Source organism: Gordonia sp. UBA5067 (assembly GCF_002414845.1).
Taxonomy (GTDB): Bacteria; Actinomycetota; Actinomycetes; order Mycobacteriales; family Mycobacteriaceae; genus Gordonia; species Gordonia defluvii.
In genome coordinates, this window is sequence record NZ_DIAX01000042.1 from 1 (window position 1) to 1241 (window position 1241).

Consider the following 1241-nt stretch of genomic DNA (forward strand, 5'->3'; position numbering starts at 1 on the left):
CAGATGAACGTGCACGACTCGGAGCGTATTTCCGGTCTCCTGGAGCAGGCCGGCTACGTGCCGGCCGACGGTGACGAGCCCGATCTGGTTGTGTTCAACACTTGTGCGGTGCGGGAGAACGCCGACAACAAGTTGTACGGCAACCTGTCGCATTTGGCTCCGGTGAAACGAGGCAAGCCGGGTATGCAGATCGCCGTCGGCGGGTGCCTCGCCCAGAAGGATCGATCGACGGTCCTCGATCGTGCCCCGTGGGTCGATGTGGTGTTCGGCACGCACAACATCGGATCGCTGCCAGCCCTGCTAGACCGGGCCCGTCACAACGACGAGGCGCAGATCGAAATCCTCGAATCGCTGGATCGCTTCCCGTCCACACTGCCGGCGCGGCGCGATTCGGCCTATTCGGGCTGGGTGTCAGTGTCAGTGGGTTGCAACAACACGTGCACCTTCTGCATTGTGCCGTCGCTGCGCGGCAAGGAAACCGATCGCCGGCCCGTCGACATCCTCGCCGAGGTAGAGGCTCTCGTCGCCCAGGGGGTGCTGGAGGTGACCCTGCTCGGCCAGAACGTGAACGCATACGGCATGTCGTTCGCCGATCCCGAGCAGCCGCGCAGCCGTGGTGCGTTCGCCGATCTGCTGCGGGCGTGCGGGACGGTGGCGGGGCTCGAGCGGGTGCGCTTCACGTCGCCGCACCCGGCCGAGTTCACCGACGATGTGATCGAGGCGATGGCGCAGACCGCAAATGTGTGTCCGCAGCTGCACATGCCGTTACAGTCGGGTTCGGACCGGGTGTTGCGGGCGATGCGCCGGTCGTATCGACAGTCGAAGTTCCTCGGCATCCTCGATCGCGTGCGTGCGGCGATGCCGCACGCCGCAATCACGACCGACATCATCGTCGGCTTCCCAGGTGAGACCGAAGCGGACTTCCAGGCGACTCTTGACGTCGTCGAAGCAGCCAGATTCAGTTCCGCCTTTACCTTTCAGTATTCGCCACGGCCGGGTACGCCGGCGGCGACGATGCCCGACCAGGTTCCCCCCGAGGTCGTGACCGAGCGCTATCAGCGCCTCGTGGCGCTGCAGGAGAGTGTCTGTCTGACCGAGAACCAGACGTTGGTCGGGTCTGCGGTGGAACTATTGGTCACCGCCGATTCCTCTCGCAAGAGCGCTGAACATGATCGGCTGACCGGTCGGGCCCGCGATGGCCGGTTGGTCCATTTCGCGCCCGGCGCCGGGAGCGGAGCGAG

Annotated in this window: 1 protein-coding gene; it reads left to right on the top strand. The window is 65.2% G+C overall.

The genetic code is table 11. The annotated features are described in order from the left end of the window. Positions 1-1241: tRNA (N6-isopentenyl adenosine(37)-C2)-methylthiotransferase MiaB (miaB, locus tag B4M62_RS06390; RefSeq protein ID WP_290706145.1), on the top strand; the 1241-nt coding region annotated here is incomplete at both ends.